Source organism: Micromonospora sp. CNZ297, from assembly GCF_007827625.1.
The window spans coordinates 126,721-138,287 of sequence record NZ_VISU01000005.1 but is presented as its reverse complement, the minus strand read 5'-3'; the positions used below and the strand labels follow the sequence as shown (position 1 = coordinate 138,287).

Sequence of the window (11,567 nt, the reverse complement as noted above, 5' to 3'; positions counted from 1 at the left end):
AGAAGGAGACGACCATGCACCTCTACGCCTACCTGTACGTGGCGGTGAGCACCCGCCTCGCCGAGCTGCGCCGGGACTCCGAGCGCGGCGACAGCCCGGTGCCGACTGCGGTGATCATCTTCGGCCTGGTCGCGGTGGCCATGGCGGTCACCGGGCTCGCCCTGGCCAAGGCGAACAACTGGATGAACGCCATCCCGAACAACACGGCGCCGCAGGCCCCGTGATGCCCCGCCCCGCCCGTACGGTCCGGAGCCGGCCGGCGTCTGCCGGCCGGCTCGCCGGCCCGCCCGGTCCGGGGCGGTTCGCCGCCGCCCTGCGCGCCCGCCTGGCCGAGGGCGAGCGGGGCGCCAACCCGGTCGAGCTGGCCGTGGTGATGCCGGTGATCCTGGTGATGCTGTTCGGCTCGATCCAGGTCGCCGTCTGGTTCGTGGCCCGGTCCACAGCGCTGAACGCCGCGCAGACCGGTGTGAACGCCCAGCGCACGATCGACGCCGGGCCGGACGCCGGACGGCAGCGGGCGATCAGCTTCCTGCAACAGTCCGGGGACTGGCTGGTCGGCTGGGAGCAGACCGGCCCGACCTGCGTCGAGACAGCCACAGCTGTCACCTGCACGGTGCAGGGACGCTCCCTGTCGGTCATCCCGGGCGTCTCGTTCGAGGTCACGCAGACCGCGCACGGCCCGGCCGAACACTGGACCACCGGATGAGCGCCGGGCCACGGCGGGACCGGGGTTCCGTCTCGATCGAGGTGGCGGTGCTCGCGCCCGCCTTCATCGGGCTGATGGTGCTGGCCGGGGTCGCCGGGCGGACCGCGATCGCGGACGAGGCGGTGGAGTCCGCCGCCCACGACGCCGCCCGGGCCGCCTCGCTCGCCCGCACCGCCGACGACGGCGCGGAGGCCGCCGAGGTGGCGGCCCAGGACCAGCTCGGCTGGGCAGGGCTGAACTGCACCGGCCCACCTCGGATCGATCTCGCGGGCTCGGTGGCCGGGACGACGACGAGCTTCGCCGCCGCGTACCAGAGCGCCGCAGGCGTGCCGGCGACAGTGACCGTCACGGTGACCTGCACCGTCTCCTTCGACGACCTGAGCGCGCCCGGCCTGCCCGGCGTCCCGGGCGGCAAGACCGTCTCGGCGAGGTTCACCTCGCCGCTGGACACCTACCGGAGTCGCGGATGACCGGGCGGCGCGAGGCGGAGAACGGCCGGGTGAGCCTGTTCCTGGCCGTGGCGATGACGGGCGTACTCGCGATCATCGGCCTCGCCTACGACGGCGCCGGTCAACTGCGCACGCTCCAGCGCGCGGACAACCTGGCCGCCGAGGCGGCCCGCGCCGGCGGCCAGATGATCGACCGCGCGCGGGCCATTGAGGGCGGCCCGAAGCGGATCGACCAGGTCGCCGCCCGCGCCGCTGTCGCCGCCTACCTCGACGCCGCGGGCGGCGTCCAGGACCACGAGGTCGACTTCCCCGTGGTCGGCACCGAGACCCAGATCCGGGTACGCGTGCAGATCACCTACAGCCGGGACCTGCTGAGTCTGTTCGGCGTGCAAGAGAACGCCACCGTCACCGGTGAGGCCACCGCTCGGGCGCTCACCGGACCACCGTAGGAAGGGAAGGCCGCCATGGGCGCACCCCGACGCTCCCCCGTCCGCCGCGCCGGCCAGGTTCTCACCGGCCTCGGCGCCCTCGTCGTGCTCGTCGGCGTGCTGGCCGGCGGGCCGGTCGCGTTGCTGGCGTTCGCCGGCAACCCGCTGCCGGATCATCTGCCCACGCTGGCCGAGGTCGGTACGGCGTTGACCAGCCGCGACGACGGCCGGCTGTTCCTGCGCGCGCTGGCGGTGGTGGGCTGGTTCGGCTGGGCCACGTTCGCGTTCTCCGTACTGGTGGAGCTGCTCGCGGCGGCGGTACGCCGGCCGGCGCCGAAGCTGCCCGGCATGCACCGCCAGCAGAAGGCCGCAGCCGCACTCGTCGGTTCGGTCGCGCTGATCCTGGTCGCGAGCCCGGCCGCGGCGAGCGCCGCCGCGCTGACCGCCCCGCAACCGGCGGTCGCCGCCGTCACCTCACCGGCCGTGGCCGCGAGCCAGGTCACCCCGCCGGCGCCGATCGCGTCGAAGGCGGACGACCCGGCCGTGTACCGGGTGGCGAAGGGCGACTACCTGGGCGAGGTGGCGGATCGCTACCTGGACGACTTCGACAGATACAAGGAGCTGGCCCGGCTGAACCGGCTCGCCGACCCGGACCGGATCCGCCCGGGTCAGCTCATCACGCTGCCGGAGGGCGCGACGGACTCGGGTGCCCGGCGGCACGCCACCGGACGGATCGTGGTCACCAAGCCGGCCGAGACGGCGCCGGTGAAGCCGGGTGGCGGCGGCGCCTCGTCGACCACCCCGAAGGCGAAGCCCAAGCCCACGCCGCGGGACGCGACGCCCACCGTGGAGGCGCCTGTCGGTCAGCCGCCGGCCATGTCGGCGGGCGCGTCCCGCGCCACCGCCGAGGAGGGCATCAACCGTCCGCTCGCCATCTCGGCGGTGCTGGCCGTGGCGAGCATCGTGGGTGCGCAGATCGGCGCGCTGCTCGGGTTGCGCAAGCGGCCGGTACCCGCCCGCGCGTTGTCCAGCGGACGGCACCGGCGGGACTGAGTCAGGGCAGCCGGGCCTCGACCCGGCCGGACACCACGCGGCTGGGCAGCACGACCTGGTCGTTCGCGGCCGGGCCGTGCACCACCTCGCCGCCGTCGAGCCGGAACGCGCTGCCGTGCCAGGGGCAGACCACGCAGGCGTGGCCGTCGATCTGCTCCACCGTGCCCTCGCCGAGCGGGCCGCTCTGGTGCGGGCAGCGCTCCAGCATCACGCTGACGTCGTCGCCGTCCCGGTAGAGGATCACCGGGACGTCGTCGATCTTCTTGGTGACCAGCTCGTGCCGGGGCAGGCTGCTCAGGTCACCGACCCGGTGCCAGCCGTCGCTGATCAGGTGCAGCTCGGAGACGCTCTGGCTGGCCTGGGCGCCCTGCTTGTACGCGAGGTGCCCACCCAGGTACGCCCCACCGCTCGCGGCGGACAGCCCCAGATAGGACAGCGTCCGGCCGAGTCCGTGCCGCCCGTTGAGCCGAGCCGCCAGCGAGCCGGCGAACAACGCCAGGCCGACGGTGTTGGCGGCGGCGTGCACCAGCCCGACCCGGCGCTGGTCGCGGGTGAGCGTGGCCCAGTCGTTGAGCCCGGCGACGGCCGCGGGCACCGCGCTGACCGTACCGAGACCCACCAGGGCGGTGGCGGCGCGGCGCTGGCCGGGCAGCAGGTCCACCACGGCGGCGGAGATCCATGCGCCGACCGGCACCTGCACCATCGCGGGGTGCAGCGGATGGCCGAGCCACACGCCGTGCAGCGCGTCGCGTACCCGCTGGGAACGCAGAGTGCCCTGGACGGCGCGCTGCAGCCGGTCACCCACCCGGTCGAGACCGGTGGCCTGTTCGAGTTTCGTCAGTAGTTCGCGCACCCGTTCCGACTTCCCGGCAGGAGAGCCCCCAAACCGGACGCCCCGGAATTCCCTCGCACGGCATCCCCGCTGGATATACTCAGGAGGCTAGCCGTATATAGGGGGTCACGATGACCAAGATTCTGGTGGACGTCGACGACGAGGTGCTCGCGGATGCCGCCGAGGCGTTCGGCACGAAGACCAAGAAGGACACAGTGAACGTCGCTCTCCGCGAGGGCGCGACGAGACTGCGCCGCGCCCGCGCGCTGGCGGAGCTGGCCGAGCGCGGACAGGCTGGTGACTTCGACGAACTGCTCGACAAGGGCACCTACCGCTCGTGAAGCTGGCCGACTACCTGATCGACACCAGCGCCCTCGTCCGGCTCCTGCGCGATCGCGAGGTGCTGGCGCGCTGGGACCAGCAGGTGACAGCGGGCCTGCTCGCCGTCTGCCCGCTGATCGAGCTGGAATTCCTCTACACCGCCCGGTCCGTCGCCGACCGGACGCGGCTGGCGGAGCAGCTCCGGGCCGCCTTCGGCTGGGTGGTCATGCCGGACCGGATCTACGAACGTGCCGCCGAGATCCAGGGCGAGCTGACCGCACGGGGGGCGCACCGGTCGGCGGGCGCGGTCGACCTGCTCATCGCCGCCACCGCCGAGTACCACGGGCTCTCGCTGCTGCATTACGACCGGGACTTCGACCAGGTCGCCGCCGTCACCGGCCAGCCGATGCGCTGGCTGACCCGGCCCGGCACGATCAAATAGGCCGTAGCCACGCCGACGCCGTCGCGGGCATGCTGAGCCCATGGGGGTACGCGTCGAGCACGCCGGTGCCGTGACCACTGTGATCCTGGACCGGCCCGAGGCTCGTAACGCCGTGGACGGGCCCACCGCACGAGCGCTGGCCGACGCGTTCCGCGCGTTCGACGCCGACCCGGACGCGGCGGTCGCCGTGCTCTGGGGCGCGGGCGGCACGTTCTGCTCCGGCGCCGACCTCAAGGCCGTCGGCACGCCGCGCGGCAACCGCGTCGAGCCCGGCGGCGACGGGCCGATGGGCCCCACCCGGATGCGGCTGTCCAAGCCGGTGATCGCCGCGATCTCCGGGTACGCGGTGGCCGGCGGGCTGGAGCTGGCACTCTGGTGCGACCTGCGGGTCGCCGAGTCGGACGCCACGCTCGGCGTGTTCTGCCGCCGGTGGGGCGTACCGCTGATCGACGGCGGGACGGTCCGGCTGCCCCGGCTGATCGGGGAGAGCCGCGCGATGGACCTGATCCTCACCGGCCGTGCGGTGGGCGCCGACGAGGCGTACGCGATGGGTCTGGTCAACCGGCTGGTCGCGCCGGGTGAGGCCCGCGCGGCGGCGGAGGAGCTGGCCGCCGCTATCGCCCGGTCGCCGCAGACGTGCCTGCGCAACGACCGGGCGGCGGTGCGGGACGGCGCGGGGCAGCCGGAGCCGGAGGCGATGGCGACCGAGCTGGCCTACGGCCTGGAGTCGCTGGCTGTGGACGGGGTACGCGGCGCCGGCCGGTTCGCCGACGGGGCCGGCCGGCATGGTGCGCCGGCCGGCTGAGGCGTCACTTCAGCGCGCGTAGCGCGTCCTCGATGGCCCTGTGGAACGTCGGGTACGCGTAGATCATGTGCCGGAGCTGGCTGATCGGCACCGCCGCGTGCACCGCCACGACGAGGGCGGAGAGCACCTCGCCGCCGGCCGGTCCGGCCGAGGTGGCGCCGACGAGGACGCCCTGGTCGGCGTCGGCGATCAGCTTGATGAACCCGGCGTTGCCGGTCTTGTGGATCCAGCCCCGGGCCGACGAGGTGAGGTCGGCGTACCCGACCTGGACGTTGACGCCGCGCTCGCGGGCCTGCTGCTCGGTGAGGCCGACCGCGCCGACCTCGGGATCGGTGAACGTGACCCGGGGCAGCGCCCGGTAGTCGGCCACCGGGACGCTGCCGGGCGCTGCTGTCGAGCCGCCCGCGCTCATCGCGCCGCCGACCGCGCTGACCACCCCGGCCGCGCCGCCGACGACACTCGCGGTGCCGCTGGCGTCCGGGCCGCCCTTGGTACGCCGCATGTGGTCGAGCACGTCCGGCACCACGATGCCGGCCTGGTACATGGCGATGTGGGTGAACGCGCCCTCGCCGGTGAGGTCGCCGACCGCCCAGATCCCGTCGGTGACGTGCATCCGGTCGTTCACCGGCAGGTACCGCTGCCCGGCGTCCACCCCGACCGTGTCCAGCCCGAGCTCCTCCAGGTGCGCCTTGCGGCCGGTCACCACGAGCAGCTTCTCGCCGGTGAACTCGGCGCCGTCGGCGTGCACGGTGAACGTGGTGCCGTCGTGGCTCACCCGGCTGGCCTTGACCCCGGTGTGGATCTCCACCCCGTCGGCGCGCAGCGCGTCGGCGGCGAGCGCCGACGCCTCCGGCTCCTCGACGGCGAGCACCCGGTCGGCCGCCTCGACGACAGTCACCCGCACGCCGAACCGGGCGAAGACCTGGGCGAGTTCCAGCCCGATCGCGCCGCCGCCGAGCACCAGCAGCGACGCGGGCAGCTCCTCGACCTCGATGGCCTGGTGATTGGTCCAGTACGGCGTGTCGGCCAGCCCGTCGATCGGCGGGACCGAGGGCCGGGTGCCGGTGCCGAGGACCACGCCGTAGCGGGCCTGGAAAACCTGGTCGCCGACGCGTACCCGGTTCGGGCCGTCGAGCCGCCCACTGCCTCGGACGAACCGGCCGCCCTTGCCGGTGAACCGGTCCACTGCCACCTTGTCGTCCCAGGTGTCGGTGGCCTCGGCGCGGATGCGCTTCGCCACCGGCGCCCAGTCGGGCCGCACCTGGGCGGACCCGGCCAGCTCGTTGACCCGGTGCGCCTCGGCCAGCGCGTTCGCCGCCCGGATCATCATCTTGCTCGGCACGCACCCCCAGTAGGGGCACTCGCCACCGACCAGGTCCCGTTCGATGCCGACCACGGTGAGGCCGGCCTCGGCGAGCCGCCCGGCCACCTCCTCGCCGCCGACGCCGAGCCCGACCACTACTACGTCCACCAGTTCCGGCTCCGCCATTCCGCAAGCATTCCGCACCTTCGGGACACCGACCACCGCACCGGGCCGGAATTCCCGCGCCGATAACGAACGCGACCGCCTACCGTGGCCGCATGCACGCGCGCTTCACCCCGGTCCGGGACTGCTTCCACGACCTGTTCACGACCGGCCGGGAGACCGGTGCGTCGCTGTCGGTGTGGCACGACGGCGTACCGGTGGTGAAGTTGGTGGGCGGCACCACCGCGACGGTCCCGCCCGGCACTGTCGTACCGGCCGCCGGGGCGGACCGGCCGTGGCGACCGGACACGCTCGTCGACGTCTACTCGGCCGGCAAGCCGGTGGTCGCGCTGTGCCTGCTGCTGCTCGTCGATCGGGGCCGGGTCGACCTGGACGCGCCGGTGTCCGCGTACTGGCCGGGTTTCCGCGCCCCGGCCACCGTGCGGCAGGTGCTCACCCACACCGCCGGGCTGCCCGCCTTCCCGGTGCCCCGGCCCGCCGCCGCCATCGCCGACTGGGACCTGCTCTGCGCCGATCTGGCGGCGGCCGAGCCCGAGTGGACGCCGGGCGCCGTCGCGGCCGAGCACGCCTGGACGTACGGGCACCTGGTGGGCGAGTTGGTCCGCCGGGTGGACGGACGCTCGGTGGGCCGGTTCCTGGCCGAGGAGATCGCCGGACCGTGGCGCCTGGATCTGGCCTTCGGGCTCGGTGAGGCCGACCGGCGGCGGTGCGCCGATCTGTCGTACGCCGATCCGGCCTGGCCGGATGCGATGCGCGGCGAGCCGGGCTCGTTGCGGGCGCGGGCGCTGGACAACCCGCCGGGCGGGCGCGACGTCGCGATGGTGAACAGCGACCTGTGGCGGGCCGCCGAGATCCCGGCGGTGAACCTGCACGCCACCGCCGCCGGGCTCGCCCGGCTCTACGCGGGCCTCCTCGCCGGCGGCACCCTGGACGGGGTACGCCTGTTCAGCCCGGAACTGGTCACCGAGGCGACGCGGGTGCAGTACAGCGGACCGGACCTGCTGCTGGACCGTCCGGTGGACTGGACGCTCGGCATGCAGTGGGAGCCGGACGGCAGCTGGGGCATGGGCGGGATCGGCGGCAGCAGCGCCTGGGCCGACCCGGAGCGCGGCTACACCTTTGCGTACGCGACAGCCCGGCTGGCCGACCACGACCGGGTGGAGGAGCTGGTCGAGGCGTTGCACTCCTGCCTCTGACAGTCGGTCACCCTCGGTGATCCCGAGCCATCGTCACGCAGCGCATTCGGCCGGCCGGGCGGCCCCGTGTTCCCTTTTCCGACTTTGCTCTGCAGCCATTAGCGCAGCACGGCGCTGAACAGGGATTTCCTCGCAGGTCCGAAAACCGCGCGAGGCCCAGGTGGTGACGTTCCGCAACCAATGCGGATATGGCTGCAGAGCAAAGGGGACGAGAGGCACACGGTCCCGGCGGGCGAAAGGTCACTTGGAGTGACCGATTCTGCCGAGCCCACACTGCCACGGGAGCGGTGCGCCGGCGTGTCCGGACACGTTCGTGCGCCGGTGATGCGCGGTGCCGGCGGGACGCACAAGCCGGCGTCAGCGGGCGGCGTCAGCGCAGCCAGACCGCGTCGGCGCCGGGCACCTCCAGCGGCGGCGGGTAGTCGAGTGTGTGGCGTACCTCGTCGGGCAGCCGCCACGGCTGGTGCACCGCCTTGCCCGCCACCGACGCCAGCTCGGGCACCCAGCGCCGCACGTACGCGCCGTCGGGGTCGTAGCGTTCGGCCTGCCGTACCGGGTTGAAGCCGCGGTACGGCCGGGTGTCGTTGCCGGTGCCGGCCACCCACTGCCAGTTGCCCGAGTTGTTGACCCGGTCGCCGTCGAGCAGCCACCGGAAGAAGATTTCCAGGCCGGGCCGCCAGTCCAGCCCGAGGTGCTTGGTCAGGTAGCCGGCGGTGATCAGCCGGGCCCGGTTGTGCATCCAGCCCTCGGCGCGCAACTGACGCATGCCCGCGTCCACGATCGGCATGCCGGTCCGCCCCTCGGCCCAGGCGTCGAACGCGTGCGTGTCGTCGCGCCAGTCCTCCCGCGCGCCGCGCCGGTAGGCAACAGTGGACAGGTCGGGGAAACCGGCCACCACCTGGTGGTAGAAGTCGCGCCAGCAGAGCTGCCTGACGAACGGCCCGTCCCGGTCGCCGGCCCGGGTCGCCACCGCCAGCGGCGAGACACAACCGAACCGCAGGTACGGGCTGAGCCGCGAGGTCTCGTCGCCGGCCATGTCGTCGTGGATGTCGTCGTACCGGTCGAGGGTGGGCAGCCAGGCGGTGAGCCGGCGCCTGGCGACGGTCTCGCCACCGACGGCGGCATCCGGGCTGTCGCCCTTCGGCGGGTCCGGCAACCGGCCCGGGTCGACGCCGTCGGGCAGCCGGACCCGCTTCGGCGCGGCCAGCTCGTCCCGCCACCGCACGCCCTGCCAGGCCCGGAAGTAGGGGCTGAAGACCCGGTAGTGGTCGCCGCCGCCGGGGCGCAGCGCGCCCGGCTCGACGATCGTCAGGCCGGGGAACAGGCGCAGGAACATCCGGTGCCTGTCGCACTCGGCGCGCAGCCGGCGTTCCCGGCGGTGGGCGTAGCGGCTCACGTCGGCGGAGAGCCCGACGCCCTCGGCGCCCACCTTCCGGGCCAGTTTCACCGTCTCGGCCACCGGGTCGCCACGCCTGATCACCAGGTCGCCGCCGCGCTTGCGCAGCGTCTCACGCAGGTCGGCCAGGCTCTGGTGCAGGAAGCGGGTGCGGTTCGGCGAGAGCTTCTGCAGCGCCGGGTCGAGCACGTAGAGCGGCACCACCCGGTCGAACGCGGAGCAGGCGGCGGCGAGCGCCGGGTGGTCGTGCACCCGCAGGTCACGGGTGAACAGCACGACCGCCGTGCGGCCGGTCATCCGGCCAGGGCCGGTTCCAGTGCCGGGCCGGGCACCCGCACCGGCGTACCGGGCGGGGTGAGCAGCGCCCGCGCGGCCACCGCCATCCGGCGCCGCTGCGGCACCAGGGCACGGCGCACGAAGACGTCGTAGTCCTGCGCGGCCACCTCGTCGAGGATGCCGCCGTAGAGCGCGTACGCGGTGTGCATGCACGCCTGCGAGGCCGGGTCGAGCAGCGGGATGCCCGGTGCGGCGGCGACGTAGTGGGCCTGGGCGCGGGTCACCTCGTACTCGATCAGCTCGCGGATGCGCGGCGTGGTGCGGCCGGCGGCCTTCGCCGCGAGCAGGTCGTCGCGGGTGAGGTCGAACTTGGCCATGTCCTCGTCGGGCAGGTAGGTCCGGCCCCGGTCGAGGTCCTCGGCGACGTCCCGGATGAAGTTGGTGAGCTGGAACGCGAAGCCGAGCTGACGGGCGGGCTCGCGGGCGGCGGCCGGGTCGGAACTGCCGAGGATCGGCAGCATCATGGTGCCGATGACAGCGGCCGAGCCCTCCATGTAGTCGAGCAGGTCGTCGTAGGTCGGGTACGACATGACAGTCAGATCCATCGCCATGCTGCGCAGGAACGACGCGAAGTCGTCGCGGTCCAGGTCGAACACGGCGATGGTGTGCAGCACCGCGGGGAGCAGCGGGTCGTCGACCGACGCACCGTGCAGCCCGGCGACGAATCGATCCGACCACTCGCGCAGCCGGGCGGCGCGCTCGGCCGGCGGCAGGTCCTCGGTGCGGTCGACGATCTCGTCCGCGTACCGGGTGAAGCCGTACAAGGCGTGCACATGTCGCCGTTTCCAGGCGGGAAGCAGCCGGGTGGCGAGATAGTAGGTACGGCCGTGACGGCGGTGCAGCTCGCGGCAACGGTCATAGGCAGCGGTCAGATCCGTGTCCATCGGCCCTCCTCAGTTTCGACGCAGCAATCGACGCAACTCGTAACCCTAGGGTACGCTCGCCCACATGGCCAACGACGCAGTTGCGGGTAATGCGCTCCGCGTCGCGCCGGCTCAGCCCGGGGCGACGGACGATCCGGTCCGCGGCGTACTGGCCGCGTTCACGAAAGACCTGATCAAAGGGGTCGATGAGACGCTCGCGGCGTTCCTGGCCGCGGAAGTCGAATCGCTCACCGAGATCGACGCAGCGATGGGTGGTTTCGCGGCCACGGCACGCGACTGCGTGCTGGCCGGCGGCAAGCGGGTCCGCCCCACGTTCGCGTACTGGGGATGGCGGGGTGTGGTCGGCGGGGAGGAACCGCTGTGCTCGGTGCTCCCGGCCCTGTCCGCGCTGGAGCTGCTGCACACGTTCGCGCTGGTGCACGACGACGTGATGGACGCGTCCGACACCAGGCGCGGGCTGCCCACCGCGCACCGGGCCGCCGCCGCCCGGCACCGGGCCGCCGGACACACCGGCGACCCCGACCGGTACGGCGAAGCCGTCGCCGTCCTCATCGGCGACCTGTGCATGGTCTGGGCCGACCGGCTGATGGCGCACGCGGCAGTCCCGGCGGAGCGGCTGCTCGACGTGCGCCGCTGCTACGACCAGATGCGGGTGGAGACGGTCGCCGGGCAGTTCCTGGACGTGCTCGGCGAGAACGACTCGGCGAGCTGGACCGTCGACCGGGCGCTGCGGGTGGCCCGGTACAAGACCGCCAGCTACACCGTCCAGCGTCCGCTGCTGTTCGGCGCCTGTCTGGCGGGCGCCGACGCGGACGACCCGCTCATCGCCGCGTACACCCGGTACGGGCTGGCCGTCGGCGAGGCGTTCCAGCTCCGCGACGACCTGCTGGGCGTCTACGGCGACCCGGAGACCACCGGCAAGCCGGCCGGGGACGACCTGCGTACCGGCAAGCCGACCGCCCTGCTGATGCTGGCCCGGCAGCTCGCCGACCCGGCGCAGCGCCGGGTCCTGGAGCGGGCCGGCTCGGTCACCTCGGCAACTGAGGTGGACCGGCTGGCCGACGTGGTCCGGGACACCGGGGCCACGGCCCGGGTGGAGCGGATGATCTCCGACCGGGTGACCGAGGCGCTCGCCGCGCTCGGCACCGCACCGATCGACGAGACCGCGCGCACCGCGCTGACCGGCCTCGCCACCGCCGCCACGGCGCGGCGGGCATGATGAGCAACTTCGTG

14 protein-coding genes are annotated in these 11,567 nt (G+C 73.6%); 10 read left to right on the top strand and 4 right to left on the bottom strand.

What is annotated here, in order from left to right; genetic code table 11:
- Positions 1-14 precede the first annotated feature (14 nt).
- The 5 genes from FB454_RS11670 to FB454_RS11650 are packed head-to-tail and all read left to right on the top strand — an operon-like array spanning position 15 to position 2,636.
- On the top strand, positions 15-224 hold the full coding sequence (locus tag FB454_RS11670) for a hypothetical protein (RefSeq protein ID WP_013283462.1): 210 nt from the start codon (positions 15-17) through the stop codon (positions 222-224).
- A complete protein-coding gene (locus tag FB454_RS11665) occupies positions 224-706 on the top strand; it encodes a TadE family protein (protein WP_145822924.1) in 483 nt (160 codons plus the stop codon). The genes FB454_RS11670 and FB454_RS11665 overlap by 1 nt, the downstream gene beginning before the upstream one ends.
- On the top strand, positions 703-1,176 hold the full coding sequence (locus FB454_RS11660) for a TadE/TadG family type IV pilus assembly protein (RefSeq protein ID WP_145754988.1): 474 nt from the start codon (positions 703-705) through the stop codon (positions 1,174-1,176). The genes FB454_RS11665 and FB454_RS11660 overlap by 4 nt, the downstream gene beginning before the upstream one ends.
- The gene (locus FB454_RS11655; protein WP_013283459.1) at positions 1,173-1,604 is read left to right on the top strand and encodes a pilus assembly protein TadG-related protein; all 432 of its coding nucleotides are present in this window, start codon (positions 1,173-1,175) and stop codon (positions 1,602-1,604) included. Before FB454_RS11660 ends, FB454_RS11655 begins: the two co-directional genes overlap by 4 nt.
- Before the next feature lie 15 nt (positions 1,605-1,619).
- A complete protein-coding gene (locus tag FB454_RS11650; RefSeq protein ID WP_013283458.1) occupies positions 1,620-2,636 on the top strand; it encodes a LysM peptidoglycan-binding domain-containing protein in 1,017 nt (338 codons plus the stop codon).
- Position 2,637: 1 nt separating this feature from the next.
- On the opposite strand, the gene FB454_RS11645 is transcribed toward FB454_RS11650, so the two are convergent.
- Positions 2,638-3,489 (bottom strand): Rieske (2Fe-2S) protein, encoded by an 852-nt coding sequence (locus tag FB454_RS11645; protein WP_013283457.1) that lies wholly within the window; start codon positions 3,487-3,489, stop codon positions 2,638-2,640.
- 110 nt (positions 3,490-3,599) lie between these two features.
- Between FB454_RS11645 and FB454_RS11640 the strand changes: the two genes are divergently transcribed.
- Genes FB454_RS11640 through FB454_RS11630 form a run of 3 tightly spaced genes read left to right on the top strand, consistent with a single transcriptional unit; the run spans position 3,600 to position 5,036 of the window.
- Positions 3,600-3,809 (top strand): type II toxin-antitoxin system VapB family antitoxin, encoded by a 210-nt coding sequence (locus FB454_RS11640; RefSeq protein WP_047891869.1) that lies wholly within the window; start codon positions 3,600-3,602, stop codon positions 3,807-3,809.
- Positions 3,806-4,231, top strand: a complete 426-nt coding sequence (locus FB454_RS11635) for a PIN domain nuclease (RefSeq protein WP_047891870.1) — start codon at positions 3,806-3,808, stop codon at positions 4,229-4,231. Before FB454_RS11640 ends, FB454_RS11635 begins: the two co-directional genes overlap by 4 nt.
- 40 nt (positions 4,232-4,271) lie before the next feature.
- Positions 4,272-5,036 carry a crotonase/enoyl-CoA hydratase family protein gene (locus FB454_RS11630; RefSeq protein WP_013283456.1) on the top strand — a complete coding sequence of 255 codons (765 nt, stop codon included), beginning with the start codon at positions 4,272-4,274 and terminating at the stop codon, positions 5,034-5,036.
- Between the two features lie 4 nt (positions 5,037-5,040).
- On the opposite strand, the gene FB454_RS11625 is transcribed toward FB454_RS11630, so the two are convergent.
- Positions 5,041-6,525 carry a dihydrolipoyl dehydrogenase family protein gene (locus FB454_RS11625; protein WP_013283455.1) on the bottom strand — a complete coding sequence of 495 codons (1,485 nt, stop codon included), beginning with the start codon at positions 6,523-6,525 and terminating at the stop codon, positions 5,041-5,043.
- A gap of 92 nt (positions 6,526-6,617) precedes the next feature.
- Between FB454_RS11625 and FB454_RS11620 the strand changes: the two genes are divergently transcribed.
- A complete protein-coding gene (locus tag FB454_RS11620) occupies positions 6,618-7,718 on the top strand; it encodes a serine hydrolase domain-containing protein (RefSeq protein WP_145754990.1) in 1,101 nt (366 codons plus the stop codon).
- A 370-nt stretch (positions 7,719-8,088) separates the two neighbouring features.
- Here the strand turns inward: FB454_RS11620 and FB454_RS11615 are convergent, their stop codons facing one another.
- Positions 8,089-9,411, bottom strand: a complete 1,323-nt coding sequence (locus FB454_RS11615; protein WP_145754991.1) for a cryptochrome/photolyase family protein — start codon at positions 9,409-9,411, stop codon at positions 8,089-8,091.
- A complete protein-coding gene (locus tag FB454_RS11610) occupies positions 9,408-10,334 on the bottom strand; it encodes a phytoene/squalene synthase family protein (RefSeq protein ID WP_145754992.1) in 927 nt (308 codons plus the stop codon). The genes FB454_RS11615 and FB454_RS11610 overlap by 4 nt, the downstream gene beginning before the upstream one ends.
- Before the next feature lie 64 nt (positions 10,335-10,398).
- On the opposite strand from FB454_RS11610, the gene FB454_RS11605 reads away from it, so the two are divergent.
- Positions 10,399-11,553 carry a polyprenyl synthetase family protein gene (locus FB454_RS11605; RefSeq protein WP_047891875.1) on the top strand — a complete coding sequence of 385 codons (1,155 nt, stop codon included), beginning with the start codon at positions 10,399-10,401 and terminating at the stop codon, positions 11,551-11,553.
- Positions 11,554-11,567 lie beyond the last annotated feature (14 nt).